Annotated in this window: 24 protein-coding genes; 13 read left to right on the forward strand and 11 right to left on the reverse strand. The window is 73.1% G+C overall.

The genetic code is table 11. From position 1 onward, the window contains the following. The first annotated feature begins 79 nt into the window (after window positions 1-79). The 3 genes from dapE to FFA01_RS05585 all read left to right on the forward strand — a co-directional run bounded on the left by dapE (window position 80) and on the right by FFA01_RS05585 (window position 2,651). A complete protein-coding gene (gene dapE / locus FFA01_RS05575; protein WP_146853829.1) occupies window positions 80-1,153 on the forward strand; it encodes a succinyl-diaminopimelate desuccinylase in 1,074 nt (357 codons plus the stop codon). Continuing rightward, the gene (locus FFA01_RS05580; RefSeq protein ID WP_146853831.1) at window positions 1,138-2,397 is read left to right on the forward strand and encodes a hypothetical protein; all 1,260 of its coding nucleotides are present in this window, start codon (window positions 1,138-1,140) and stop codon (window positions 2,395-2,397) included. Before dapE ends, FFA01_RS05580 begins: the two co-directional genes overlap by 16 nt. Window positions 2,398-2,480: 83 nt before the next feature. Continuing rightward, entirely contained in the window at window positions 2,481-2,651 is a 171-nt protein-coding gene (locus tag FFA01_RS05585) for a DUF3117 domain-containing protein (RefSeq protein ID WP_146853833.1), read from the forward strand. Window positions 2,652-2,744: 93 nt separating this feature from the next. Here the strand turns inward: FFA01_RS05585 and FFA01_RS05590 are convergent, their stop codons facing one another. Beyond that, window positions 2,745-3,371 carry an O-methyltransferase gene (locus FFA01_RS05590; RefSeq protein WP_146853835.1) on the reverse strand — a complete coding sequence of 209 codons (627 nt, stop codon included), beginning with the start codon at window positions 3,369-3,371 and terminating at the stop codon, window positions 2,745-2,747. 63 nt (window positions 3,372-3,434) lie between these two features. Here FFA01_RS05590 and FFA01_RS05595 point away from each other — a divergent pair, with 63 nt between their 5' ends. After that, window positions 3,435-3,842, forward strand: a complete 408-nt coding sequence (locus tag FFA01_RS05595; protein ID WP_146853837.1) for a twin-arginine translocase TatA/TatE family subunit — start codon at window positions 3,435-3,437, stop codon at window positions 3,840-3,842. Window positions 3,843-3,887: 45 nt separating this feature from the next. Here the strand turns inward: FFA01_RS05595 and FFA01_RS05600 are convergent, their stop codons facing one another. Beyond that, window positions 3,888-4,802 carry a LysR family transcriptional regulator gene (locus FFA01_RS05600; RefSeq protein ID WP_146853839.1) on the reverse strand — a complete coding sequence of 305 codons (915 nt, stop codon included), beginning with the start codon at window positions 4,800-4,802 and terminating at the stop codon, window positions 3,888-3,890. A 237-nt stretch (window positions 4,803-5,039) separates the two neighbouring features. On the opposite strand from FFA01_RS05600, the gene FFA01_RS16385 reads away from it, so the two are divergent. Further along, window positions 5,040-5,162 carry a hypothetical protein gene (locus FFA01_RS16385; RefSeq protein WP_259394111.1) on the forward strand — a complete coding sequence of 41 codons (123 nt, stop codon included), beginning with the start codon at window positions 5,040-5,042 and terminating at the stop codon, window positions 5,160-5,162. Window positions 5,163-5,346: 184 nt separating this feature from the next. Here FFA01_RS16385 and FFA01_RS05605 read toward each other — a convergent pair whose 3' ends face one another. The 3 genes from FFA01_RS05605 to FFA01_RS05615 are packed head-to-tail and all read right to left on the reverse strand — an operon-like array spanning window position 5,347 to window position 8,390. Beyond that, a complete protein-coding gene (locus FFA01_RS05605; RefSeq protein ID WP_244289705.1) occupies window positions 5,347-6,510 on the reverse strand; it encodes an Mrp/NBP35 family ATP-binding protein in 1,164 nt (387 codons plus the stop codon). Then, window positions 6,503-7,084: a DUF1003 domain-containing protein gene (locus FFA01_RS05610; protein ID WP_146853843.1), complete on the reverse strand. Its 582-nt coding sequence runs from the start codon at window positions 7,082-7,084 to the stop codon at window positions 6,503-6,505. Before FFA01_RS05610 ends, FFA01_RS05605 begins: the two co-directional genes overlap by 8 nt. Further along, window positions 7,071-8,390, reverse strand: coding sequence for a magnesium transporter MgtE N-terminal domain-containing protein (locus tag FFA01_RS05615; protein WP_146853845.1), 1,320 nt, complete (start codon window positions 8,388-8,390; stop codon window positions 7,071-7,073). The genes FFA01_RS05610 and FFA01_RS05615 overlap by 14 nt, the downstream gene beginning before the upstream one ends. A gap of 48 nt (window positions 8,391-8,438) precedes the next feature. Between FFA01_RS05615 and FFA01_RS05620 the strand changes: the two genes are divergently transcribed. From FFA01_RS05620 to FFA01_RS05635, 4 genes are all read left to right on the forward strand, one after another. Next, entirely contained in the window at window positions 8,439-8,936 is a 498-nt protein-coding gene (locus tag FFA01_RS05620; RefSeq protein ID WP_146853847.1) for a YflT domain-containing protein, read from the forward strand. Further along, window positions 8,936-9,538 (forward strand): hypothetical protein, encoded by a 603-nt coding sequence (locus FFA01_RS05625; protein ID WP_146853849.1) that lies wholly within the window; start codon window positions 8,936-8,938, stop codon window positions 9,536-9,538. Before FFA01_RS05620 ends, FFA01_RS05625 begins: the two co-directional genes overlap by 1 nt. A 106-nt stretch (window positions 9,539-9,644) precedes the next feature. Then, window positions 9,645-10,409, forward strand: a complete 765-nt coding sequence (locus tag FFA01_RS05630) for a YcnI family copper-binding membrane protein (RefSeq protein ID WP_146853851.1) — start codon at window positions 9,645-9,647, stop codon at window positions 10,407-10,409. A 62-nt stretch (window positions 10,410-10,471) separates the two neighbouring features. Then, entirely contained in the window at window positions 10,472-11,164 is a 693-nt protein-coding gene (locus FFA01_RS05635; RefSeq protein ID WP_244289706.1) for a copper resistance CopC family protein, read from the forward strand. 104 nt (window positions 11,165-11,268) lie between these two features. Here FFA01_RS05635 and FFA01_RS05640 read toward each other — a convergent pair whose 3' ends face one another. Both FFA01_RS05640 and FFA01_RS05645 read right to left on the reverse strand, forming a co-directional pair. Then, a complete protein-coding gene (locus FFA01_RS05640) occupies window positions 11,269-12,762 on the reverse strand; it encodes an aminopeptidase P family protein (protein WP_146853853.1) in 1,494 nt (497 codons plus the stop codon). 49 nt (window positions 12,763-12,811) lie between these two features. Next, entirely contained in the window at window positions 12,812-13,840 is a 1,029-nt protein-coding gene (locus FFA01_RS05645) for an endonuclease/exonuclease/phosphatase family protein (protein ID WP_146853855.1), read from the reverse strand. 40 nt (window positions 13,841-13,880) lie between these two features. On the opposite strand from FFA01_RS05645, the gene FFA01_RS05650 reads away from it, so the two are divergent. Continuing rightward, window positions 13,881-14,735, forward strand: coding sequence for a PHP domain-containing protein (locus tag FFA01_RS05650; RefSeq protein ID WP_146853857.1), 855 nt, complete (start codon window positions 13,881-13,883; stop codon window positions 14,733-14,735). Between the two features lie 98 nt (window positions 14,736-14,833). Here FFA01_RS05650 and FFA01_RS05655 read toward each other — a convergent pair whose 3' ends face one another. Continuing rightward, entirely contained in the window at window positions 14,834-16,267 is a 1,434-nt protein-coding gene (locus FFA01_RS05655; RefSeq protein ID WP_146853859.1) for a DEAD/DEAH box helicase, read from the reverse strand. Between the two features lie 85 nt (window positions 16,268-16,352). On the opposite strand from FFA01_RS05655, the gene FFA01_RS05660 reads away from it, so the two are divergent. Then, window positions 16,353-17,072, forward strand: coding sequence for a ferritin-like fold-containing protein (locus FFA01_RS05660; protein WP_244289707.1), 720 nt, complete (start codon window positions 16,353-16,355; stop codon window positions 17,070-17,072). A gap of 51 nt (window positions 17,073-17,123) precedes the next feature. Here the strand turns inward: FFA01_RS05660 and FFA01_RS05665 are convergent, their stop codons facing one another. Next, on the reverse strand, window positions 17,124-17,414 hold the full coding sequence (locus tag FFA01_RS05665; RefSeq protein ID WP_146853861.1) for a hypothetical protein: 291 nt from the start codon (window positions 17,412-17,414) through the stop codon (window positions 17,124-17,126). 2 nt (window positions 17,415-17,416) lie between these two features. Next, window positions 17,417-17,641, reverse strand: coding sequence for a DUF3107 domain-containing protein (locus FFA01_RS05670; protein ID WP_146853863.1), 225 nt, complete (start codon window positions 17,639-17,641; stop codon window positions 17,417-17,419). A gap of 74 nt (window positions 17,642-17,715) precedes the next feature. Between FFA01_RS05670 and FFA01_RS16390 the strand changes: the two genes are divergently transcribed. Both FFA01_RS16390 and FFA01_RS05680 read left to right on the forward strand, forming a co-directional pair. Next, window positions 17,716-20,868, forward strand: a complete 3,153-nt coding sequence (locus tag FFA01_RS16390; protein WP_146853866.1) for a UrvD/REP family ATP-dependent DNA helicase — start codon at window positions 17,716-17,718, stop codon at window positions 20,866-20,868. Continuing rightward, entirely contained in the window at window positions 20,865-24,149 is a 3,285-nt protein-coding gene (locus tag FFA01_RS05680) for an ATP-dependent helicase (protein ID WP_146853868.1), read from the forward strand. Before FFA01_RS16390 ends, FFA01_RS05680 begins: the two co-directional genes overlap by 4 nt. On the opposite strand, the gene FFA01_RS05685 is transcribed toward FFA01_RS05680, so the two are convergent. Next, window positions 24,140-25,135 carry a phosphotransferase gene (locus tag FFA01_RS05685; RefSeq protein ID WP_146853870.1) on the reverse strand — a complete coding sequence of 332 codons (996 nt, stop codon included), beginning with the start codon at window positions 25,133-25,135 and terminating at the stop codon, window positions 24,140-24,142. The two genes, FFA01_RS05680 and FFA01_RS05685, sit on opposite strands and share 10 nt — an antisense overlap. Window positions 25,136-25,147 lie beyond the last annotated feature (12 nt).

Raw genomic sequence — 25,147 nt, forward strand, 5'->3', positions numbered from 1 at the left:
CCGTATCGGCACACCCTGGTGGCGACGGCTCCGTGACGGTCGCAGGAGGCCGTCGACCGGCCCCCGTACACTCGACCCCATGCCGAAGATCGACCTCAGCGTCTCTCCCGTCGACGTGACCCGTCAGCTCTGCGACATCGAGTCGGTGTCGGGCGACGAGGCCCGCGTCTCCGACGCCATCTGGCAGACGCTCGAGGGGCTCGATCATCTCGAGCTGTTCCGCGACGGCGACGCGATCGTCGCCCGGACGAACCTGGGCCGCGCCGAACGGGTGGTCATCGCCGGCCACATCGACACGGTCCCTCTGAACGACAACCTGCCGACCCGCTACGAGACGGAGGACGGCGTCGACTACCTCTGGGGACGCGGCACCGTCGACATGAAGGCGGGCAGCGCGGTCCATCTCCGCCTCGCGGTGGAGCTGACGGCCCCTGCGGTGGACGTGACCTGGGTCTGGTACGACCACGAGGAGGTCTCCGACTCCCTCAACGGCCTCGGTCGCCTCGTGCGCACCCGGCCCGATCTGATGACCGCCGACTTCGCGATCCTGGGCGAGCCGACGGGCAGCGCGATCGAGGGCGGCTGCAACGGCAACCTGCGCGCCGAGATCCGGACCTTCGGACGACGCTCGCACAGCGCGCGGTCCTGGATCGGCGACAACGCCATCCACCGGGCGGCCGCCGTGCTCGACATCCTCGCCGCCTACGAGGCCCGGGAGGTCGAGGTCGACGGCCTCGTCTACCGCGAGGGCCTCAACGCCGTCGGGGTCTCGGGCGGCGTCGCCGGCAACGTCATCCCCGACGAGTGCATGGTGCACGTCAACTACCGCTTCGCGCCGAGCCGCTCGGCGGGCGAGGCCGAGGCTCACATCCGCGAGCTCTTCGACGGCTTCGACGTGACGATCGTCGACCTGGCCGCGGGGGCCCGACCCGGGCTCGACGCGCCGCTCGCCGCCGCCTTCCTCGCGGCGGTCGGCGGCGAGGCGAAGCCCAAGTACGGCTGGACCGACGTCGCCCGCTTCTCGGCGCTCGGCATCCCGGCGGTCAACTACGGTCCGGGCGATCCTCTCCTGGCCCATCACGACGACGAGCGCGTGCCGGTGCAGCAGATCCTCGACAACGAGCGCGGACTGCGGGCGTGGCTGACCGCCTGACGATCGGAGAACGCCCCCGCGCCTCCTCGGAACGTCCCCCTGCCGGCGGCGTCGCGTGGCGGCGCCGACTGACCGTCCGCTACCGCCTCACACCGTGGTGGGCGCGGGTGCTTATCGTGTTCGTGCTGTCCCGGGTCGTCAGCACGGTGCTGCTGCTCGGGTTCGCCCGCGCGCAGGGTCCCAACGCCTGGACGCTGCCGAGCCCCGACTACCGGAGCTTCGCGACCATCTGGGACGGTCACTGGTACTACATCATCTCGGCCGTCGGCTACCCCACGACCGTGCCCACGACCGCCGACGGCCACGTCGGCGAGAGCGCGTGGGCGTTCATGCCGGCGTATCCGTTCCTGGTGCGCGCGCTCACCGAGCTGACGGGCGCCGCGTTCGCGCCGCTGGCCGTGCTGGTCTCGGTGCTGTGCGCCGCGGGCACGGCGCTGCTGCTCTACCGGCTGATGCGTCACGTGCTGCCGGAGGGCACCGCGCTGTTCACGGTGGTGCTCTTCTGCGTGTCGCCGCTGTCGCCGCTGCTGCAGGTGGCCTACGCGGAGTCGATGTTCCTGCTGCTGCTCTGCGGGTGCCTGCTGCTGCTCGTCCGGCGCCAGTACCTGCCGATGCTCCCCCTGGTCGCCGTGCTGTCGTTCACGCGTCCGGGGGCGCTCGCCCTCGCGTTCGCGATCGGACTGCACGGCGTCCACCGCTGGTGGCGTCGCGCCGACGACCCGTTCCCCCGCCGCGAGATGGCGGCCGTCTCGGTGACGGCGGTCGTCACGGCGCTGCTCGGCGTCGCGTGGCTCGGCGTCGCCGGTCTCGTGACCGGTCGCGCCGACGCGTACACCGAGACCGAGCTCGCCTGGCGGGCGCCGTACATCGGGTACGGGCCGCTCGTGCCGTTCACCCCGTGGGTGGAGGGGGCGAACTGGTGGCTGCCGGGAGGTCTCGGCATCGTCCTGCTGGTGATCGCCCTCGTCGGCTTCGGCGTCCTCCTGCTCGGCCCGTGGGGGCGTCGGATCGGCGTCGACCTCCGGCTGTGGGGCGCGGCCTACGCGCTCTACCTGCTGGCGGTGTTCTTCCCGCAGTCGAGCACGTGGCGACTGCTGATGCCGCTGTTCCCGTTGCTCGGCATCCTCGCGCTCCCCAGGTCACGCATCTGGCGCGGGGGGATCGTCGTGGCGTTCGTCGTCGGCCAGTACGCCTGGCTCTACTACTGCTGGTGGGTGAACGGGTACGACTGGACGCCGCCGTGATCCGCCCCCGGCCGACGCGTTTAGGTGGGGGCCGGGAAATCACGGATAATAGGACGAGCATCTTTGCGAAAGGGGACTATCTGATGGCAGCCATGAAGCCGAGGACCGGCGACGGACCGATGGAAGCCGTGAAGGAGGGCCGTCTCATCATCGTGCGTGTTCCGCTCGAGGGTGGGGGACGGCTCGTGGTGTCGGTCAACGACGACGAAGCCAAAGAGCTCCACGACGCCCTCGCCGGCGTCGTCGGCGCCTAGTCGGCCACCTTCCCAGCATCACCGCGAACAGCCCCGTCGATCACCGATCGGCGGGGCTGTTCCGTGTCGTCGGGACCGCGGGGGGCTCGGCGGTCAGAGCTTGACGAGCTGGAGGAGTCCGTCGCCCGCCGTCGAGAGCGAGCTGATCACGGCCGGGGAGGTCGAGACCTCGGTCAGGAGGGTGCGGAAGCCCGTCGTCGTGGCGTCGCGCTTGGCGGGGTTCGCGACCGAGCCGTGCCACAGGGCGTGGGCCACCAGCACGAGGCCGCCGGGGCGGGCCAGGCGGAGACCGTGCTCGACGTACTCGATCACCGAGCCGGGGTCGGCGTCGACGAAGACGATGTCGTACGAGTTCTCGTTCATCCGGGGCAGGACGTCGGAGGCGCGGCCGGTGATCAGCCGGAAGCGGTTCACCGGCACGCCGGCGCTCAGGTAGGCGTCGCGCGCGGCCTGCTGGTGGTCGACCTCGCGGTCGATCGAGGTGAGGGTCGCCTGGGGTGCGCCTCGGAGCAGCCACAGGCCGCTGACGCCCAGGCCCGTGCCGATCTCGATCACGTTCTTCGCGGCCGATGCGGCGGCGACGACCGCCAGCTGCGCGCCCACCGCGGGCGACACCGGCTCGACCCCGAGCTCGAGCGAGTGCTGTCGAGCCTCGGCGAGCGGCCCGCTCTCGGTGACGAGCTCTTCTGCGAACTTCCAGCTTGACTCTATGTGCGACACACCCACTCCTCGAAAGGCCAACTCTAGGGGGTGCCTGTCGGCGGCAGCGGTTAGTCTGCTTGCGTGTCCCTCTCCGGTCTGACGTTCGACAAGCTGCTCATCGTGGGCGTGCTGGCCGTGTTCCTCCTCGGCCCGGATCGGCTGCCCGTCTACGCGGCCAAGCTCGCCCAGCTGGTCAAGACGGTCAAGAACATGGCCAACGGCGCCAAGGAGCGCATGCGCAGCGAGATGGGCCCCGAGTTCGACGACGTCGAGTGGCAGAAGCTCGACCCCCGGCAGTACGACCCGCGACGCATCATCCGCGACGCCCTGCTCGATCCGCCCGAGCCCGGCGGGTCGTCGGTCGGCGCCGCCGGTGCGACGGCGACGGCGGCGGCGGTGTCCGTCGGTCTGCCCGGCCGGGGGGTCCGACCGAGCATCGTGCCCCTCACCGCAGGCGAGGTCGCGCCCTACGACTCCGAGGCGACCTAGGCGCCTCCCGTCACGGGCCGCGGCGGCGGGCGTCGGCGGGGCGGCTCAGACGCCGCCGTGCAGGCCCGCCACGCGCGTGGCCTCGGCGCGCAGGGAGTCGACGACGCGGCGGACGCTCGGGCGCTCGGCGCGGTCGCGGCGCATCAGCGCCGAGACGTACCGGACGGCCCGGATGCTCTCGAGAGGCACCAGGACCATGTCGTCCCGTGCCTCCTTGGCGGTGAACCGCGGCAGGACGGCGATGCCGAGACCCGACCCGACCAGCGCCTCGGTGACCTTGGTGTCGCTGAACCGCTGCGAGATCCGCACCGGGCTGCCCGTCACGCGCTCGATCTCGGTGTAGACCCACTCGAACGGGAACCCGCTCGGCACGCCGATCCAGTTCTCGCCCTCGAGGTCGCCGGGGGAGAGCGAGGCGCGCCCGGCCAGCCGATGGTCGGCGGGCAGCGCGATGTCGAGGGGCTCGGTCAGCAGCGGCACCGTGATCAGGCCCCGGCCGCGCCACGAGCGGCTCTCGGACGAGTGGGCGACGACCACGTCGTGGTCGCCGGCCAGGTCGGCGAACTCGCGGATCGAGGGGTCGTGGTCGGTGGCCGTCACGGTCAGCCCGGGGGTCTCGGCGACCGTCCGCAGCAGGCCGGGCAGCAGCATCTGGCCCCCGGTCGGGAACGTCGCGAGCGTGACCTCGCCCTGCGGGGTCGCGACGAAGTCGTCCCAGACCGCCTGGGCGCGCTCGAGGGCCACCGCGACGTCGGTCGCGGTCTGAGCCAGCACCCGACCCGATCCGGTCAGCACCACGCCCCGCCCGATGCGCTCCGTGAGTGCGACGCCGGCCTCCTTCTCCAGCACCTTCAGCTGCTGCGAGACCGCGGAGGGGGTGCGGTGCGTGGCGCGCGCGACGGCGGCGATGCTGCCGCGCTCGGCCAGTTCGCGGAGCAGCTCGAGTCTCTTGACATCCATGTAGTAAATCTACGGTGTTTCGGTAGCAACGTGAGATTGATCTACGTCTTCTCTGGGCGCAGAATAGAGATGTCCTCGGAGCGACCCCATGCGCTCCGGCCCCTCGGTCGACCTGGTCCCGAGGCTCGGGTACCCGCTGGATGCACAGCGGAACCACCCATCACACACGGCGTCGTCCCGCGCCGTGTCCGCACCATCACAACCGCGCGACGCATCGCGCCGAGAAAGAGAACCACCATGTTCACCGGCATCATCGTCCTGGCCATCGCAGCAGTCGTCGGAGTCACCGGCTCGATCGTCTCCGTCGCCCGCGACGGATTCCACGCCATCCCCACCAAGACCTACAGCCGCTGGAGCTGACTCCGGCGGTCGGTGCCTGAGCGCCGACGCAGTGCAGCCCGAGGGGCGTCTCGCATCGACGAGGCGCCCCTCTCGCGTATCCGGGAGCCTGCAGGAGGCGAGGCGGCGGGCGCGTGCCGTCGCCCCGGCCTGCGCCTCAGCCGGCACCTCGGCCGCCGCCTCAGCCGGCTCGCCGGCCGCCGCCTCAACCGACGCTGAGGCCGAGCTTCCGACCGGCGAGCCCGCGCTCGCGGACGGCCAACCGGTCGGCGAGCGACTCGATCGCCCGCGCCGCGGGATCGGACGGCGCGGCGAGCACCACGGGGGTGCCGGCGTCACCGCCCTCGCGGAGGGCCACGCTGAGCGGGACGCTGGCCAGGACGGTGACGGGCGTGTCCTGGCCCGACGACAGTCGCCGGGCCGTCTCGGCGCCGCCGCCCGACCCGAAGAGCTCCAGGACCGAGCCGTCGGCCTGCGGCAGTCCGGCCATGTTCTCGACGACGCCCAGCAGGCGCTGACCCGTCTGACGGGCCACGACGCCGCTCCGCTCGGCCACGTCGGCCGCCGCGGGCTGCGGTGTCGTCACGACGAGCACCTCGGCGTGGGGGAGCAGCTGGCCGACGGAGATCGCGACGTCCCCGGTGCCGGGCGGCAGGTCGAGCAGCAGCACGTCGAGGTCGCCGAAGTAGACGTCGGTGAGGAACTGCTGGATCGTGCGGTGCAGCATGGGGCCCCGCCAGGCGACGGCCGTCGAGGCGTCGTCGACGAACATGCCGATCGAGATGACCTTCACGCCGTGGGCGACCGGCGGCAGGATCATGTCGTCGACCTGCGTGGGCTTGACCGAGGCGCCGTCGTCGCCGACCAGACCGAGCAGGCCGGGGATGCTGAAGCCGTACACGTCGGCGTCGACGATCCCGACGGCCAGCCCGCGGGCCGCGAGGGCCACGGCGAGGTTCGCCGTGACGGTCGACTTGCCGACACCGCCCTTGCCGCTCGTCACCGCGTAGACCCGCGTCAGCGAGTCGGGTCCGAACTGCATGCCGCGGGCCGCGCGGCCGTCGCGGAGCTTCTCGGTCAGGGCCCGGCGTTCGTCGCGGGTCATGACCGTCACGTCGACGGTGACCGCGGTGACGCCCGCCACCGACGCGGTCGCCTGGCGGACGTCGTGCTCGATGGTGTCGGCGGCGGGGCACCCCACGATCGTGAGCTTCACGGAGACCGTCGCCGCGCCTCCTCGATCGACCGTGACGTCGCCGATCATGTCGAGCTCGGTCACGGGCTTGCGGATCTCGGGGTCGAGCACGCGCGTCAGCGCCTGCCGGACGCCGGCGACGAGGGCGTCCGTCGTCGCGTCGGCGTCAGCCACGGTGGCCGTCGTGTCGCGGATCGCGCCGAGAAGGGGTCGAGGAGGCGCGGGTCGCGTCCGCCTCGCCGGTCTCGTCGGCGTCGCGGCGGTCCAGCTCGTCGAGCAGCGATCGCAGCTCGGCCCGGATGAAGTCCTTGCTGGCCATGTCGCGGATGGCGATGCGGAGGGCCACGACCTCGCGCGCGAGGTACTCGGTGTCGGCGAGGTTGCGCTCGGCCCGCTGGCGGTCCTGTTCGAACTGCACGCGGTCGCGGTCGTCCTGCCGGTTCTGCGCGAGCAGGATCAGCGGCGCCGCGTACGAGGCCTGCAGGGACAGGATGAGGGTCAGCGCGGTGAAGCCGATCGCGGCGCTGTCGAAGCGCCACGCCTCGGGTGCGGTGCTGTTGAAGATCATCCACGCCACGCAGAACAGCGTCAGCGCGATGAGGAAGTACGGCGTGCCCATGCCACGGGCGATCGACTCCGTCGCGCGACCGAAGCGGTCGCGGCCGGGGCCGCGGCGGCCGGGCAGCACGCGGGTGCGCAGGCCCTTGGGGGAGTCGAGGCGGACGGTGCTCCGGTTATCGCGTGCCATCGGTCCTCCTGTTCGGGGTCGTGTTCACGGGAGCGCGTCGGATGCGCGGTCGGGTCCGGTTGAGGGGCTGGCCGGGGTCCTGGCTGCGCCAGTCGTCGGGGAGCACATGGTCGAGGACGTCGTCGATGGTCACCACCCCGACCAGGCGGTGCGCGGCATCGACCACCGGCACGGAGACCAGGTTGTACGTCGCCATGACGCGGGTGACCTCGAGAGCGGTCGCGTCGACGCGGACGGGTTCGAGCTGCTGGTCGAGGAGCGTGCCGAGCCGCTCGTTCGGCGGGTAGCGCAGCATCCGCTGGAAGTGCACCATGCCGAGGAACCTGCCGGTGGGCGGTTCGTACGGCGGAAGGGTCACGCAGACCGCCGCTCCGAGCGCGGGCGCCAGCTCGTGCCGCCTGATGAGGGCGAGGCCCTCGGCCACGGTCGCGTCGGCGGAGACGATGACGGGCTCGGTGGTCATGAGACCGCCGGCCGTGTCGGCGTCGTAGCTCAGGAGCATCCGCACGTCGTCGGCCTCCTCGGGCTCCATCAGGCCGAGGAGCTCCTCCTTGCGCTCCTCGCTCAGCTGGGCGATCAGGTCGGCGGCGTCGTCCGGCTGCATCTGGTCGAGCACACCGGCCGCCCGGTGGTCGTCGAGCTGCGCGAAGATCTCGACCTGCTCGTTCTCGGGCAGCTCCTCGAGGACGTCGGCCAGCCGGTCGTCGGGCAGCTCGGCGGCGACCTCGTGGCGCCGTTCGGGCGTCAGGTCGAGCAGCGTGTTCGCGAGGTCGGCCGGCACGAGGTCGGAGTAGGCGGCGATGAGGTGCTCGGCGCTCTGCGCCTCGCCCGGGGCGGTCTCCTCGCGGACGTCCTGCCAGGAGGCGAAGGCCGTGGGGCCCTTGCCGAACGGCGAGGGCGTGGTCTTGGGCTTGCGGAGGAACAGCTGCCCGATCTCCCAGTCGCCCTCGGCGACCTCGTCCATCGCGACGTCCTCGATCGTGGCGCGGACGCCGTCACGACGCATCGAGACCCTGCGGCCGAGCAGCTCGGCGATGACGCGGGTCTCGCCCCCGCGCTGCTCGAAGCGGCGCAGCGTGATCAGGCCGTTGGTGATGATCTGGCCCGAGCCGATGCTCGTGACCCGGCCGATGCCGACGAACACGCGTCGCTTGCCGGGGACCTCGACGATCAGGCCCACGACGCGCGGCGGCTCGGTGTGCCGGTAGACGACGAGGACGTCGCGGACCTTGCCCACCTTGTCGCCGGCGGGGTCGAAGACGGAGCACCCGGCGAGACGGGCGACGAAGACTCTGGTGGCGCTCACGCGTCCAATTTAGTCTCTCGCGCAGGGCGCCCCGTGTTTAATGGGTGCATGACCAACCCGAGCCCCCTGGGTCGCCGCGCCCGACCGGTGCCGACGGTGCCCAAGGGCGACGTGCTCGGCACGTACGACAGCTACCCCGAGGCCCAGGCCGTCGTCGAGCGTCTGTCGCACGCCGAGTTCCCGATCAAGCAGCTCGCCATCATCGGCAACGACCTCACCACCGTCGAGCGCGTGACGGGGCGTCTCACCTACGGCAGGGCCGCGCTGGCGGGCGCCGTGACGGGCCTCTGGCTGGGGGTCTTCTTCGGCCTCGTCATGCTCGTCTTCTCGCCGACCACGGTGACGATCACCACGGTCGTCGCCGCGGCCCTCATCGGGGCCGGCTTCGGCATGCTCTACGGCATCGCGAGCTTCGCCGTCAGCCGCCGTCGTCGAGACTTCACGTCGACCCACCAGGTCCTCGCCACGAACTACCAGATCGTCGTCGACGCGGGCCTGTCGGCGCGCGCCCACGAGATCCTCTCGCGACCCGACCAGAAGCGCTGATGATCGACCGACGGGTGCGGTTCCTCCGCGGCTGGCTCACCGCCGGCTTCTCCGTCGTCGTCGCCGCCTTCTCGCACGTGGCCGGCGGCGGCGCCGAGCCGGGCCTCCTCGGGGTCGGGCTCGCCGTCGCGTTCGCCGTCCCGGTCTGCATCGCCCTCGCGGGGCGGCGGCTGTCGACCGCCCGCATCGCCCTGTCCGTCGTCCTGAGCCAGGTCGCCTTCCACCTGCTGTTCTCGCTCGGGTCGGCGGTGCCCGCGGGAGCGACGGCGACCGGAGGGCACCACTCGCCGCTGATCGTCTCGGCGGCCGCGGCGGCGGGCTCGTCGCCCGCCATGCACATGGCCGGGCCCGTCATGTGGCTCGCCCACGGGGTCGCCGCGCTGCTCACCGTCGTCGGGCTGGTCCGGGGACATCGAGTCGTCGCCTCTCTCCTCCGCATCGCCTCGCGGCGGGCCGCCGTGGCCCGCCGTCTCGTCGAGAGGGTCGTCGTCCTCTCCCCGGAGGCGCGCCTCCCTCCCCCCACCGCCTCGCCCGGGCTGCGTCCCGCCCCGCTGCGGTTCCTCCGCGCGAGTCCCCGGCGCGGACCGCCCCTGTCCGTCTGATCCCGAGCGTCGCCCACCCGGCGGCGCGTCCCGTCGTGCCCGCGCCCGTGGCACGACGGCCCCTCAGACCACGGTCGCCCTGCGCGACCGAGAACAGGACCATCCCGTGAAGAAGACCTCCCTCGCCCTCCGAGCAGGCGCCGCGCTCGGCGCCGCCACCCTGCTGGCCGTCGCCGCGCCTCTGGCCGCCTCGGCGCACGTGCACGTCGAGCCGGGCCAGGCCGAAGCCGGCTCGTACTCGACCCTGACCTTCAAGGTCCCCAACGAGTCGGCGGATGCCGGCACGGTCGCATTCGTCGTCGACCTGCCGACCGACACCCCCTTCACCTCGGTGTCGTACCAGCCCCTGCCGGGCTGGACGGCCGAGGTCGCGACCGGCGCTCTGCCCGAGCCCGTCGAGATCGACGGCGCCACCGTCTCGGAGGCGCCGCTCACCGTCACCTGGACGGCCGACGAGGGCACCGAGATCGCCCCCGGCCAGTTCCAGCAGTTCGTGATCTCGGCCGGCGCCGTGCCCGACACCGGGTCGGTCGTGCTGCCCGCGCACCAGCGCTACAGCGACGGCACGGTCGTCGACTGGGACGAGCCGACCCCGGCGTCGGGCGACGAGCCCGAGAACCCCGCCCCGACGCTCTACGTGAACGACACCCCGCCCGACGAGGGCCACGCCCACGAGTCGGACGACGCCGCGGTGGCGGCCGGCGGCGACTCGGCCCCGGCGGACGACGGATCCTCGTCGGTGGCCGTCGCCTTCGGCATCGGGGGGCTCGCGCTCGGCGCCGTCGCCCTCGTCGTCAGCGTCGTGGCCCTGACCCGGCGTCCTCGTCCCTCGGCAGCAGGCCGCTCCGCCGACGACCGGTCCGGACGATGAGCCGCGTCGCGGCACCCGGGCGGTCGCGTGACCGGGTCCTCCGTCGGTCGGCTCTCGCTACGGTGGGCGCAGTCGGCCTGGGGGCGATGGTCCTCGTGCCCGCCCTGGGCGCCTCCGCTCACGACTACGTCCTGTCCAGCACGCCGGCGCAGGGGTCGACCGTGACGACCGCCCTCGACGAGGTGTCGGTCACCTTCAGCGATCTCGTGCTCGACCTCTCGGGAACGGGCTCGTCGAACGTCCTCGAGGTGACCGACGCCTCCGGCCGTCATTTCGAGGACGGCTGCTCGACGTCGGACGGGCCCGTCCTCAGCACCGGGGTGGCCCTGGGAGGCGCGGGGGACTACACGATGACCTACCAGGCGGTCTCCGCCGACGGCCACACCGTCTCAAACGCCTTGTCGTTCGTCTACCAGCCGCCCGCCGACACCGTCGCGGCGGAGGGCGCCTCCGAGCGGCCGACCTGCGACCCCTCGGGAGGCGCGACCGACGGAGCCGCCGACGGCACCGAGACGGCGACCGCGACACCGGACCCCGAGCAGACCGTCGTGCCCGGCGCCTCCGCCGAGCCCTCGGCCGCGACGACGGCTGCCGCCGCCGACGGCGACGGGACCGACCTGGGGCTGGTCATCGGGATCGGGATCGGCATCGTGGTCGTGGCCCTCGGGGCGGTCGCCGTGGTGCTCGTCACCAGTCGCCGACGGCCTGCCGGCGACGACGAGAGCGATGAGGGCGGGGGAGATCCCCGCCCCTGAGCCGCCGGGCTCGACTCGTCACGTGGAGTGACGGAAGGGGCCCGAGCCGCGCGGGATGCGTGCGGCTCGGGCCCCTTCCGTGTCGCGGACCGGAGGCGGAGGCGTCAGCCGCGCGCGACCCAGGCCTCGACGTCGGCGACGGTGCGCGGGATCCCGACCGAGAGGTTCTCGGCGCCGTCGGCCGTGACGACGATGTCGTCCTCGATCCGCACGCCGATCCCGCGGAACTCCTCCGGCACGGTGAGGTCGTCGGGCTGGAAGTAGAGACCGGGCTCGATGGTGAACACCATGCCGGGCTCGAGCACGCCGTCGAGGTAGAGGTCGCGTCGGGCCGCGGCGCAGTCGTGGACGTCGATGCCCAAGTGGTGGCTGGTGCCGTGCACCATGTAGCGGCGGTGGTACTGGTGGTCGGGCTCGAGGGACTCGGCGGCGCTGACCGGGAGGAACCCCCACTCGGCGGTCTTCTCCGCGATGACGCGCATGGCCTCGGCGTGGATCTCGCGGAACCGGATGCCGGGACGAACGATCGCGAAGGCGGCGTCCGCGGCGTCGAGCACGGCCTCGTAGACCAGACGCTGCACGTCGGTGAAGCGGCCCGACACCGGGAGGGTGCGGGTGATGTCGGCCGTGTAGAGGCTGTCGAGCTCGATGCCGGCGTCGATCAGGATGAGGTCGCCGTCGCGGACGGCGCCGTCGTTGCGCGTCCAGTGCAGCACGCAGGCGTGGTCGCCGGAGGCCGCGATGGTGTCGTAGCCGACGGTGTTGCCGTCCGCGCGGGCCCGCCGGTTGAAGGTGCCCTCGACGAGGCGCTCGCCCCGAGGATGCGCGAGGACGTCGTCGAGGTCGGCCACGACGTCCGTGAACCCGCGCCCGGTCACCGTGACGGCCTGACGCATCTGGGCGATCTCGTACTCGTCCTTGACCAGACGCAGCTCGCTCAGGTCGCGGGCGAGGTCGCGTGCGCCGGGTCCGCCGTCGGCCGGGGACCCGCCGACCGCCGGCGACTCGTCCGCCTGCGATCGGCCGATCTCGTCGAGACGGGCGGTGAGCTCCGGGTCGGCCTCGCGGAGGAGCAGCGTGTCGGCGTCGGACGTGCTCAGCACGGCGTCGAGGTCGCCGAGGTCGAGGGTGGCCAGTCCCAGGTCGGCGCCGACCTGCGCCAGAGACGGACGCGGGCCGATCCAGAACTCGCCGATCTCGGGGTTGGCGTAGAACTCGTCCGAGTCGCGGCCCGCGCTCGCCCGGAAGTACAGGGTGGCCTCGTGTCCGTCGTCGGTCGGCTCGAGCACCAGGACGGAGCCGGGGACGGTGTCGGAGCCCCAGCCGGTCAGGTGGGAGAAGCCGGAGTGGGCGCGGAACGGGTAGTCGCAGTCGTTCGAGCGGACCTTCGCTCGACCGGCCGGGACGACGAGCCGCTTGCCCGGGTGGAGGGCCGAGAGGGCGGACCGACGAGCGGCGGCGTACGGCGCCTGCTCGCGGGGCGCGGGGAGGTCGGCGGGCCGCTCGGCCCACTGCGACGAGATGTAGTCCTTGAAGGTGTCGGATCCGGGGGTCGTGGAGCGGTTCGTGGTCGCGCGAGGTGCCTTCTGTTCAGCCATGGACCCATTCTCGCGCGAACGTCGGGCTCGTGCGCACGGGGCCCGCGCGTCAGGCGCCGGTGCGGCTCAGCTGGGCGACGACGGGCCGGTGATCGCTCCCGGCCTCGTCGAGGTCGGTGACGACACGGAAGCCGGTGGCGAGCCAGTGCCGGGTCGCCAGGACGTGGTCGATGGGCGTGCCGAGCAGGGGGCTGAGGTCGGTGGGCCAGGTGCCGACGCCGCCGTTCGCCGTGGCCACCGCGGCGTCGCGGCAGGCGCCGAGGGCGCCCCCGTCGCGGCCGAGGCCCGCCATGTGGTCGACCGTGGCGTTGAAGTCGCCCGCCATGATCACGTTGCCCGACGCGCAGGCGTCGGAGAGCACACCGAGACCGGCCCGCCACGAGCCCATGTCCTCACGCAACGGGGCCACCGGGTGCGCGGCGACGATCACGGGCGAGGCCTCGTCGGTCGGGGTGGCGACGATGCTGGGCATGCCGGGCGTCGTCGTGACGGACGTGCCGTCGTCCGCCGTGGCGACCGTGTACTCGCCCAGGGCCGTGGACACGAGCAGCGACGTCGGCTTGGCCGTCGACACGTCGTCGTAGCTCGACGTGAACCACGCCATCGGCAGACCGGCGGCGTTCATGGCGTCCGAGACGGCCTTCGCGGTCGCCGCGTCGGTCTCGGGCAGGGTGACCACGTCGGCCCCGACCTCGACGGCCAGGTCGGCGATCGCCTCGACTCCGGGGCCGCCGCCGAGCGTGTTCCAGGACAGGACGGTCACATCGGTGTCGAGGGCGTCGGTGAAGTCGTCGCGGCCCAGGCCCCTCGAGGCGAGCACGCCGCCGGAGACCGCGCCGAAGACGAGGGCGAGCACGGCGATCGACGCGGTCGTCGAACGGATCCGGCGCGCGAAGAGCCCCAGGATCAGCAGGACGACCGCCGCGGCGACGGCGATGGCGCCGGCGACGATGCGGAACGAGACCAGTTGGGCGGCCGGCCAGCTGCGCTGCAGGTCGAGCGCCTGCGGCCAGAGCGCCAGGAGGAGTGCCGCAGCGACGGCGAGCACGAGGACGAGGGCGACGAGACGACGGATCATGGCCTGACCGAGCATAGGCGACGCCGCCTACGATGGAGGGATGCCGTCACGACCGATCGATCTGCACACGCACAGCAGCGTCTCGGACGGCACCGAGACCCCGGCGGAGCTGATCGCCGCCGCCGCGACGGCCGGCCTCGGTGCCGTCGCCCTCACCGACCACGATTCCACCGCAGGCTGGGCCGAGGCGACGCGCGCCGTCGTGGGCACCGGGGTCACCCTCGTGCCCGGCATGGAGCTCAGCACGCGACTCGGGCTGAACAGCGTGCACATGCTCGGCTACCTCTTCGACCCGACCGACGCGAACCTCGTCGCCGAGACCGCCCGGCTCCGCGACAGCCGGCTGCACCGCGCGGAGCGCATCGTCGAACGCATCGCCGTCGACTACGACATCACCTGGCAGGACGTCCTCGACCAGTCGACCGACGGCGCGACGCTGGGCCGGCCGCACATCGCCGACGCCCTGGTCTCCCGGGGGTACGCGCCGGATCGCAGCGCGGCCTTCGCCGGCATCCTGCACTGGCGGTCGGGATACTACGAACCCCACGAGGCGCCGAGCCCCCTGGTCGGCGTCCGTCTCATCCGAGAGGCCGGAGGCGTCCCGGTGATCGCCCATCCGGCGACCCGCGGCCGCGAGCCCAACGTCTCCGAGAAGGGCTTCGCCGCCCTCGTCGAGGCGGGGCTGATGGGCGTCGAGATCCGACACCGCGAGAACACCGAGGCGGGAGCCGAGCGGCTCCGCGAGCTCGCCGAGCGCCACGATCTGATCGTCACCGGATCGAGCGACTACCACGGCGAGGGCAAGCCCAACCGGCTCGGCGAGAACAGCACCGATCCCGAGCAGTTCGACCGCATCGTCGCCGCCGCCACGGGCTGGGCCCCGATCCGCGGCTGAGGAGCCGCCGACCGTCGCCGCACCGGGTCCGCCCCGGTCGGGCCGGACACGACGACGCCCCCTCGCCGGTGGGCGAGGGGCGTCGTCGGTGGTACGGGTCAGGCCTGCGACGGCGAGTCGCCCGCGGGGCGACGGCGACGGTTGCGGCTGCGACGGCGGGGTGCGCCGCCCTCCCCACCGGAATCGCCGGCCGGCGTCGCGGCCCCGTCGGCCTCGGGCGTGGCCGGTGCGGCGGCCGGACGGCCCGACGAGCGGCCCCCGTCGTCGTCGCGGGTCCGCGAGCGACCGCGCGATCCGGGGTTGCGCTCGCGAGGAGCCGCGGCCCCGCCTTCGACGGCGGCCTTGGGGGCCGAACGGAGGCGGCCCTTGGTCCCGGCGGGGATGTCGAGGTCGGTGAACAGGTGCGGACTCGACGAGTAGGTCTCGACGGGCTCGGGCTGGCCCATGTCGAGGGCCCGGTTGATGAGCGCCCACTTGTGCATGTCCGCCCAGTCGACGAAGGTGACGGCGATGCCGGTCTTCCCCGCACGTCCGGTGCGGCCTGCACGGTGCAGGTAGGTGTCGTGGTCGTCCGGCACCGTGTGGTTGATGACGTGCGTGACGTCGTTGACGTCGATGCCCCGGGCCGCGACGTCGGTGGCGATGAGGATGTCCTTCTTGCCGGCCTTGAACGCGGCCATCGCGCGTTCGCGCTGCTCCTGGTTGAGGTCGCCGTGCACGGCGGCGGCGTTGAACCCGCGGTCGTTCAGCTCTTCGACGAGCTTCGCGGCGGCGCGCTTGGTCCGCGTGAAGATCACCGTCTTTCCTCGGCCCTCGGCCTGGAGGATGCGCGCGATGACCTCGTCCTTGTCGAGCGAGTGCGCCCGGTACACGACGTGCTTGATGTTGGCCTGGGTCAGGCCCTCGTCGGGGTCGGTCGCACGGATGTGGATCGGACGGGTCATGAAGCGACGCGCGAGGGCGACGATCGGGCCGGGCATCGTCGCCGAGAAGAGCATGGTGTGCCGGGTCGCCGGGACCTGCTGGAAGATCTTCTCGATGTCGCTGAGGAATCCGAGGTCGAGCATCTTGTCGGCCTCGTCGAGCACGACCTCCTGCACCTCCTTGAGGTTCAGGAGGCGCTGGCCGGCGAGGTCGAGGAGGCGCCCGGGGGTGCCCACGACGATCTGGGCGCCGGCCTTGAGCTGTTCGACCTGGCCTTCGTAGGCCTTGCCGCCGTAGATGCTGACGACCTTGGTCGCTCGGTTCGAGGTCGCGACCTCGAGGTCCTCGGCGACCTGGACGCAGAGTTCGCGGGTCGGGACGACGACGAGCACCTTGACGCCGGGCGACGGGTCGACCCCGATGCGCTGGGCGATCGGGAGGCCGAAGCCGAGGGTCTTGCCGGTGCCCGTCTTGGCCTGGCCGATGATGTCCTGGCCGGAGAGAGCGAGCGGGATGGTCTGGGTCTGGATGGGGAACGGTTCGACGATCCCCTTCGCGGCCAGTGCGTCGACCATGTCCTGGTCGATCGAGAGGTCTGTGAAAGTCACTGTTGTTGCCCTGTCTCATATAGGGGGATGCGTCGAGTTTAGCCCGTCGCCCCGGACGGGCCTCCGGACCCCGTAAGCTGTCGGCGTGGTGTCATGGATGGGCCGAGGGTCGCAGCGCGTCGTTCCCTCGCTGCAATGGCCGCGTCCCTCCGCCCGACAGCTCCCCGTCAACAGGGTCGAGCTCGGTGATTTCACGCCCGACCTGGCGGTGTATCTGGGTCAGGCGGCCTATCTGCAGCTCGCTCTGTCCGAGTCGCTCGGACGCGCGGCCGGCTCCGCCCCGTCCGTGCACGCCAAGGCCGTCACCGGGCGGGTCGCCGGCGCAGCCCTCGATCGTCACCGGGGCCTCATCGCCGAGATCGAGCGGACCGGCAACCCGGCGACCGAGTCGATGGAGCCCCATGTGGCCGCCATCGACGAGTTCCGCCGGCGGACCGCCGGCGCGACCTGGTACGAGTCCATGCTCGCCCACTACGTCTGCGCCGGTCTCCTCGACGACGTCTTCGTGCGTCTCGCCGCGGGGCTCCCGACCGACAACCGCGATCGCATCGTCAGGGTCCTCGAGGCCGGCGACGACGCCGCCACGGTGGCCGAGGTGCTGTCGAGCTCGATCGAGTCCGACCCGAGGCTGGCCTCGCGACTCGCCCTCTGGGGTCGCCGCCTGGTCGGCGACACGCTGCTGGTCGCGCGAGCGGCCATCTCGGCGTCGCACGAGTCCGCCGACGACGAGCGGCTCGAGCCGGTCTTCACCGAGCTGATCGCGGCCCACACGCGTCGGATGGACGCCCTCGGCCTCACGGCCTGACCGGTCGCCCCGCGGGGGACCGATCCGCCGGCCCGTGCGGGCTCCGGGTCGTCAGGAGGCGACGAGGCGGTCGAAGAGCTCGGTGTCGCGTCGACGTCGGACGGAGGCGGCCCGCCGGCACACGATGACGCAGACGATCGCCGGGATCACCAGGGAGGCGACCCAGATCCATCCGCCGTCGGCCGGCCAGCCGAGCCAGGTCAGGACCTCCCACACGACGGCCGCGGCGCCCGCGCCGAAGGCGGGGGCGAGGACGACGCCGCGGGTGTCGGAGGCCGGCAGGGCGACGTGGGCGAGGATGCCCAGGATCGCCCCGCCGAGCACGACGAAGAGGAGCTCCATGGTCAGCCGACGAAGCCGACCCGGCGGCTCTCCTCGGAGCCGACCTCGATGTAGGCGAGCGACGCCGTCGGGACGAGGTAGGTCTTGCCCTTCGAGTCGGCGAGCGTGACGTACGACTTGCCGCCGTCGAGGGCGTCGGCGACGACCTTCTCGACCTCGGCCGCGCTCTGCGACGTCTCGAAGCTGATCTCACGGGGGCTGTTGGCGATGCCGATTCTGATGTCCACGAGGTCACGATATCCGACCAGGTCGAGCCGGGCCGCCGCGTTCACTGTCGGCGCAAGCCGCTAGCGTCGAGGTCATGGCGACGACCGGGTTCCGACGTGAGGGCGACGAGCGGCGTCCGGCGGCGCCGCTGCGGCTCGACCCGTCGCAGGCCGAGGTCGTGGCGCTTCCCGACGGGGTGTCGGCGGCCGTCATCGGCGCCCCCGGGACGGGCAAGACGACCACGCTCGTCGAGACCGTGGTCGATCGGGTGGAGGGGCGGGGGCACGGACCGCGCGCCGTGCTGGTGCTGACTCCGGCGCGATCGACCGCCACGCGCCTCCGCGACGTCATCGCCGCTCATCTGGCCGTCCCGACGCCCGGCCCGCTCGCCCGCACCGTCTCGTCCCTGGCCTTCGACATCGTGGGGCACGCCGCCCGGACGGCCGGCGTCGAGCCCCCGACGCTCCTCACCGGCGGCGACCAGGACAGCGTCGTGCGCGCGCTCCTCGACGGCCACGAGGCCGACGGCACCGGCCCCGAGTGGCCCGAGCAGCTCGGCCCGCAGGTGCGGGCGCTCCGTGGATTCCGAACCGAGCTCCGCGAGATGCTCATGCGCGCCACCGAGCACCGGCTCTCGTCGGACGACCTCCGGGCGCTGGCCGAGCGAGAGGGTCGCCCCGAGTGGCGCGCCGTCGCCGACCTGGCCGACGAGTACCACCGCGTCGTCGACGGCTTCCCCGGCCGCCACCTCGACTCCGCCGAGCTCGTCGACTACGCCGTGGCCGCCCTCGATCGCGGCGAGACGGCGCCCGTGATCGACGGGCTGCGCCTCGTGCTCGTCGACGACGCCCACGAGGCCACCGAGTCGACCGTCTCCCTCCTCCGGGCGCTCGTCCGTCGCGGCGTCGCCGTGATCGCATTCGGCGACCCCGACCTCTCCACGAACGCGTTCCGAGGCGGCAGCCCCGACGTCCTCGGCCGGCTGGGGTCCCGCCTCGGCGTCGATGACGCCCGCACGCTGTTCCTGTCGACCGCGCACCGTCACGGCCCCGCCCTGCGCGACCTCGTCGGTCGCGTGACGGCGCGGATCGGCACGGCCGGAGCCGGGCGTCAGCACGCCGCGGTGGCCGGCGCCGAGCCCCCGGCACCCGCCGGCGAGGCGGCGCCGCCGATCGTCACCGTGCGGGCCGACAGCCCGGCCCACGAGATCTCGTCGGTGGCCCGTCTGATGCGCGAGCACCACCTCGTCCGTCACGTCCCCTGGTCGCGGATGATGGTCGTCGTCCGCAGCGGCGGCCAGATCGCCACGGTGGCCAGAGGGCTCCAGGCGGCCGAGGTCCCCACCCGCACCTCCGTCGCCGGCCGCGCCGTTCGCGACGAGCACGGCGCACGTCATCTGCTGCTCGCCGCGTCGGTCGCGGTCGGGCGCGACGACCTCACCCCCGAGGCGGCCGGCGAGCTGCTGTCGGGCCCTCTGGCCGGATTCGACGCCCTGGCCCTCCGCCGTCTGCGTCTGGCCCTCCGTGCCGACGAGCTCTCGGCGGGGGGCGCCCGGTCGGCCGACGACCTCCTGGTCGAGGCCCTGAGCGGTCCCGGTCGCCTCGTCACGATCGACTCCCGATTCGCCGCCCGGGCCGGACGCTTCGCGAGCAGCCTCGACGCCGCCCGGCGAGCGGCCGACGAGGGGGCCAGCATCGAGGAGATCCTCTGGGGGCTCTGGGAGCGCAGCGGGCTCGCGGCGCAGTGGTCCGCGCAGTCCGCCGGTCGGGGCATCGTCGCGGCCGAGGCCGATCGGCACCTCGACGGCGTCGTGGCGCTCTTCACCGCGGCCAAGAGGTTCGTCGAGCGCACACCGGACGCCGACGCCATCGGGTTCCTCGACGCCCTGCTCGGGGCGGAGGTCCCCGACGACACCCTGTCGCCGCAGACGTCGGCCGACGCCGTCCTGGTGTGCTCGCCCTCCGGCGCCGTGGGCGTCGAGGTCGACGTCGTCGTCGCCGCCCGGCTGCAGGACGGCGTCTGGCCGAACCTCCGCCTCCGGGGAGCCCTGCTCGGCCCCGACGACCTCGTCGAGGCCGCGGGCCGCTCCGCGGCCGAGGCGGCGGCCGAGACGTCGACGGTCGACGACCGCGCCGCCGTCCTCTCCGACGAGCTCCGGATGTTCGCCCTCACCGTCTCGCGCGCCACGCGGCAGGTGGTGCTGTCGTGCACGGCGAACGACGACGAGGGTCCGTCCGTCTTCCACCGGCTGCTGCCCGACGGCACGCCCACGGCACCGGCCGGGCACCCCCTGTCGCTGCGCGGTCTGGTCGGACACCTCCGCCACGCGCTCGTCGCCTCGCCCCGGAGCATGCGCGCCGACGCGGCCGCCGAGGGGCTCGCCCGCCTCGCCGAGGCCGGCGTGGCCGGAGCCTCGCCCGACGACTGGTACGGGCTCCCGGCCGCCACCAGCACCGAGCCGCTCGCCGACCTCACCGATCCCGAGACGCGCGTCCCCGTCTCGCCCTCCCAGCTCGGTTCATTCGAGGAGTGCCCCCTGCACTGGTTCGTCGACCGGTTCGGGGGATCCGCCCCGAACGCCGCCATGGGCCTCGGCACGGTGCTGCACGATGTGATGGAGCACGCCGTCGACAGCGACGTCGAGTCCCTCTGGGCCGGCGTCGAGGCGCGGTGGGGCGAGCTGCGGTTCGAATCGGCCTGGATCGCCGAGTCCGAGAAGCGGCGCGCGAGGGCCATGACCGAGAGCCTCGCCGCGTACCTGCGCGACTTCGAGGCCGGCGGAGGGGCTCTGATCGGCGCCGAGTCGACCTTCCAGCTCGACATCGGGCCGGCCCGGCTGCGGGGCGCGATCGACCGGGTCGAACGGACCCGCGACGGCGCCGCGGTCATCGTCGACCTCAAGACGGGACGCTCGGCTCCCACCTCGGCGGCGGCGGTCGCGGAGCACCCGCAGCTCGGCAGCTACCAGGTCGCCCTCGCCGACGGCGCGATCGAGGCCGTCCCGCCGGGGACCCCCGCCGGGGGAGCCAAGCTCGTCATCGTCTCCTCGGGCGTGCGGGGCCGCCTCTACCGCGAGCCGACCCAGGCGCCCTTCGACGCCGACACCCTGCAGCGGTTCCGGGATCGCGTCGAGACGGCCGCCCGCGGCATGGCCGACCGGGTGTTCCTGGCGCGACTCGACGACCACTGCACCGGACGCCACGGCGGCCCGTGCAGGATCCACATCGTCGGGGAGGTGAGCGGATGACCGGCTCGACCCGCGCCTCCTCGGCGCCTCCCGCGCTGTCCGCGCTCGAGATCGCGCACGTGCTCGAGCTCCCGCCGCCCACGCCCGAGCAGCAGGCGGTGATCGAGGCGCCTCTGGCGCCCGCCCTGGTCGTCGCCGGGGCCGGCAGCGGCAAGACCGAGACCATGGCCAACCGCGTCGTCTGGCTGCTGGCGAACGGTCACGTCCGGGTGTCGGAGGTCCTCGGGCTCACCTTCACCCGGAAGGCCGCCGGCGAGCTCGGCGAGCGGATCGAGCGCCGCATCGCCCAGCTCGACGGGGCGGGGCTGCTCGGCGAGCCCCTCGACCCGTTCGACGTGCCCACGGTGTCGACCTACAACGCGTTCGCCAACGGCATCTTCCGCGACAACGCCCTGCGCGTCGGTCGCGAGAGCGAATCGCAGGTGCTCGGCGACGCGTCCGCCTGGCAGCTGGCGCGCTCGCTCGTCGTGGCGAGCCGGGACGAGCGCCTCGCCGGCTTCGGACGCAGCGTCGACTCGATCACCGAGGCCGTCCTGCGACTGAGTCACGCGCTCAGCGAGAACGTGGCCGAGGCGGCGCCGGTCGCCGGACTCGCCGAGAGCTTCCTCGACCTGGCGGGTCTGCCGTCGACCAAGGGCAGCGCCTACAGGTCGGTGACCGACGCCGTCTCGGCGGTCTCGTCGCTTCCGCCGCTGCTCGAGATCGCCACGGCCTTCGCCGACGAGAAGGCCCGCCGCGGCTTCGTCGAGTACTCCGACCAGGTCGCCCTCGCGCTCGAGGTCTGCGAGACCGCACCCGAGGTGATCGCGGAGCTGCGCGCGAGGTTCCGCGTCGTCCTGCTCGACGAGTACCAGGACACGAGCGTCGTGCAGACGAGGCTGCTGTCCCGGCTCTTCCGGGGGACGGGCGTCATGGCGGTCGGCGACCCCCACCAGTCGATCTACGGGTTCCGCGGGGCGAGCGCGGCGAACCTCGGCCGGTTCCCGGTCGACTTCGAGGCGGCGACCGGCACGTCGTACAGCCTGTCGACGAGCTGGCGCAACGCCTCGAGCGTGCTCGACGCCGCGAACGCCGTCGTGGCCGAGCTCGCGGCCGCCGCCGACGCCGGCGTCGGGGCGCTCAGGCCGCGACCGGCCGCCCCCGAGGGCCGCGTCGGGGTCGTCTACGAGCAGACGCTCCCGGCCGAGGCGGCCCGCGTCGCCGACTGGTTCGCGCGGCAGCTCGCCGTCCCCACGACGGTCGACGGGCAGCCGGCTCAGCGCACGGCCGCACTCCTGTTCCGCTCGAAGAAGACCATGCCCGTGTTCGTCGAGGCGCTCGCCGAGCGAGGGGTCCCGCACCACGTCCTCGGCGTCGGGGGGCTCCTCCAGCGCCCCGAGGTGGTCGACCTGGTCTCCTGCCTCCGCGTGCTGCACGATCCCGCCGCGGGCTCCGAGCTGATCAGGCTCATGGTCGGTGCGCGCTGGCGGGTCGGCGTGCACGACGTGGCCGCGCTGCGCGGGGTCTCGTCCTGGCTCTTCGGTCACGACCACGCGCAGCAGGTGCTCTCCGACGAGGCCACCGCGGGGTTCCGGGCCTCGGTCGCCCCCGGCGAGCACGGCTCGATCGTCGACGCCCTCGACTTCGTGACGACGGCGCCGCTCGGCCACCGTCAGCTCGAGGCCTTCAGCCCGGAGGGGCTCCTCCGCCTGCGTCGACTCGGGGCGCAGCTGGCGTTCCTGCGGAGCCGGACCGGCCTCGACCTCGTCGACCTCGTGACCGTCGTCCAGCAGGAGATGCTCCTCGACGTCGAGGTCGCGGCGGCGACGGGAGCCGTGCACGGCGGCGCCTGGCTGCAGGCGTTCGACGACGAGCTCTCCGGCTACGTCGCCACGGACGAGAACGCCTCGCTCGGCGGGTTCCTCTCCTGGCTGTCGGCGGCCGAGCGCCGCGATGACATGGGGCCGCGATCCGAGGCCGGAGAACGCGGGACCGTCCAGCTGCTGACGATCCACGGCTCGAAGGGGCTCGAATGGGACGTCGTCGGCGTCCCGCGCCTGGTCGAGGGCGAGCTCCCCGGCACCTCGCGGGCCGGGGCGGGGTGGCTCGGCTTCGGCGAGCTCCCGTACGAGTTCCGCGGAGACGCGGCCGAACTGCCCGACCTCGGCTGGCGCGGCGTCGACGATCAGAAGGACTTCGACCGCCGCCTCGCGGCGTTCAAGGACGAGCTCGTCGCGCGGCACCTCGCCGAGGAGCGGCGTCTGGCCTACGTCGCCTTCACGCGAGCGAAGGACGACCTGCTGCTCACCGGCTCGTTCTGGTCGTCGACGATCAAGCCGAGGGCCGCGAGCCGCTACCTGCGCGACCTGGTCGACGCCGGTCTCGTCGCCGCCGAGGACGTGCCCGAGGCGCCCGCGGACGAGGAGAACCCCCTGGCCGACGTCTCCCGGGAGCTCCCGTGGCCCCTCGATCCGCTGGGTCCTCGGCGAGAGTCCGTCGAGCAGGCCGCGAGCCGCGTCTCGCGTGCGATCGCCGTCCGGCGAGACCCGGAGCGGACCCCGTCGGACGACCCGTCGGCGCCGTGGGCGGCCGACATCGACCTCCTGCTGCTCGAACGCGACGCCATCCGCGAGCGAGCGGGGTCGATCGCGCTGCCCCAGCGCATCCCGGCGTCCCGGTTCAAGGACTACGTCGACGATCCCGCGGCGGTGGCCGCCGCTCTCCGCCGTCCGCTGCCCGAGCGGCCCTATCGGGCCACCCGGCTCGGCACCCTGTTCCACGAGTGGGTCGAGGCGAGGTACCGGCCGACCGGACGCACCGAGGTGCTCGACGCCTTCGACGCCGAGACGGACCTCGACGATGAGCGCGTCGGCGGCGCCACCGGACTCGTCGATCCCGACGACGCCCGGCGGCTCGTCGAGCTGCAGGCGACCTTCGAGCGGTCCGAATGGGCGGAGCGCGAACCGGTCGACGTGGAGCTCGAGGTGCATCTGCCGCTCGGCCGACGCACCGTGATCTGCAAGATCGACGCGGTGTTCGCCCGGGACGGCCGCTTCGAGGTCGTGGACTGGAAGACCGGCCGCTCACCCGTCGACGAGGCCGACCTCGAGCTCAAGCAGCTGCAGCTGGCGCTGTATCGCGAGGCGTACGCCGCCTATCGCGGGATCGACGCCGACTCGATCGACGCCGCGTTCTACTTCGTGGCCGACGACCGGGTGCTCAGACCGACGCACGTCGCCGATCGCGACGAGCTGCTCTCCCTCTGGGATCGCGTCGAGACGGGGGTCCCGGCTCAGCCGTGACGGCGCTCGGTGGACGAGAGCAGCTTCTCGACCCCGTCGATGTCGAGGGCGGCGGTCGAGCCGGCGCCGATCGACCCGCTCCGGTCGAGCTGCAGCGAGTCGACGAGGCTCCCCATCAGCTCGACGGCGTCGTCGACGACCTCGGTGCTCTTCGTGCTCGTGCCGTGCAGCAGCCACTTCGCGAGCTCGAGCTCGTGATAGAGCGTCGCGCGGTGTCGGAGCTGGTGGTCGCTCGTGCCGCGGGCCGTGTTGTACGCCTCGAACGCGGCCTCGACCGCCGTCGGGGCGCCGAGCAGCCAGGCGAGATCGCGGGCGGGATCGCCCACCTGCAGGTCGTGCCAGCCGAGCACGCCCGTGACGTCGTCGCCCGACACCAGGATCGAGCCCGCATCGAGCGACCCGTTGACGACCGTGGGCTGGAACTGCCAGAGCAGGTGGTCCTGGATCGCGGCCTCCCACCGTTCGAGCAGGGCGGCGGGCAGGAGGCGCGTGGAGGCCGCCCGGTCGACCAGCGACGCCGTCGAGCGCATCGCCTCGAACGGCGTGTGGCTCGTCAGGCCGGCGTCGGTGACGAAGCTGGTGGGAAGCGAGTGGATCGCGGCGATGCCCCGGCCGAGGACCTCGGGGAGGCCGGACCCGGGAGTGACCCGCGACGCCGTCAGATGCTCGCCGGGGACGAAGTCGTAGACGATGCCGCGGGTGCGCCCGAGCGGGGCCTGCCCGCGGTACTGCGGGACCGCGAACGGGAGCCGTCCCCGCACGCCGGCGCTCAGGGCGCGCAGCGCCACGAGGTCGGCGGACTGGCGCGCCTCGGCCCGCTGCGAACGCGGGACGCGGATGATCCAGTGCTCGCCGGTCCGTCCGTTGAGCAGCGCGGAGTCGTAGTCGCTGCCCGTCGTCGAGCCGTGCGCGGCGGCCGCGGAGACGTCCAGGTCGGCGACAGCCGCCGTGGCCAACGCGGCTAGAGTGAGATGAGATCTGGCCATGCCTTCAGGGTA

Source organism: Frigoribacterium faeni (genome assembly GCF_007988805.1).
GTDB classification, from domain to species: domain Bacteria; phylum Actinomycetota; class Actinomycetes; order Actinomycetales; family Microbacteriaceae; genus Frigoribacterium; species Frigoribacterium faeni.